This is a genomic window from Rhodanobacter sp. Soil_C_14 (genome assembly GCF_057657335.1).
The window spans coordinates 1-473 of sequence record NZ_JBDGIQ010000019.1 but is presented as its reverse complement, the minus strand read 5'-3'; the positions used below and the strand labels follow the sequence as shown (position 1 = coordinate 473).

General features: G+C 72.1%; 1 pseudogene. It reads right to left on the bottom strand.

Going from position 1 to position 473, the window contains the following annotated elements:
* Window positions 1-473, bottom strand: a pseudogene (locus tag AC3A56_RS17580) (hypothetical protein); the annotation flags it as partial.

The following is a 473-nucleotide window of genomic DNA, read 5'->3' as shown; positions in this document are numbered from 1 at the left end:
GCCACGTTGGTGATCTGGCGCTCGGAACCGGCACTGCCCACGGAGACCGTGTTGGCCCGGTCAGCCAATGACTGCGCACCCAGCGCCACCGAGTTGTCCGCCGCCGCCTGCACCCAGGCACCGGCACCCAGGGCCGTGCCGTTGATCGCATCGGCACCCGCCAACCAGCCGAACGCCGCCGCGTTGTCGGCCGTGGCGTAGGCGCCCGCGCCGATCGCCGTGGTGCCCGCACCCGAGGCCTCGGTGACGAAATTGCCACCAGCCGCGCTGCCACCCAGCGCCACGCTTTCGTCACCGCTGGCGCTGCTGCTTTCGCCCACGGCGACACTGCTGACACCGTCGGCCGCCGCGAACGCGCCACTGGCCAGCGAATAGTCGCCATTGGCGCTGGCACCGTAACCGGTCGCCGTGGCCGCCACGCCGGCGGCAAAACTCTGCGCGCCAACCGCCACGGTCGCTATCTGCGTCGCCGC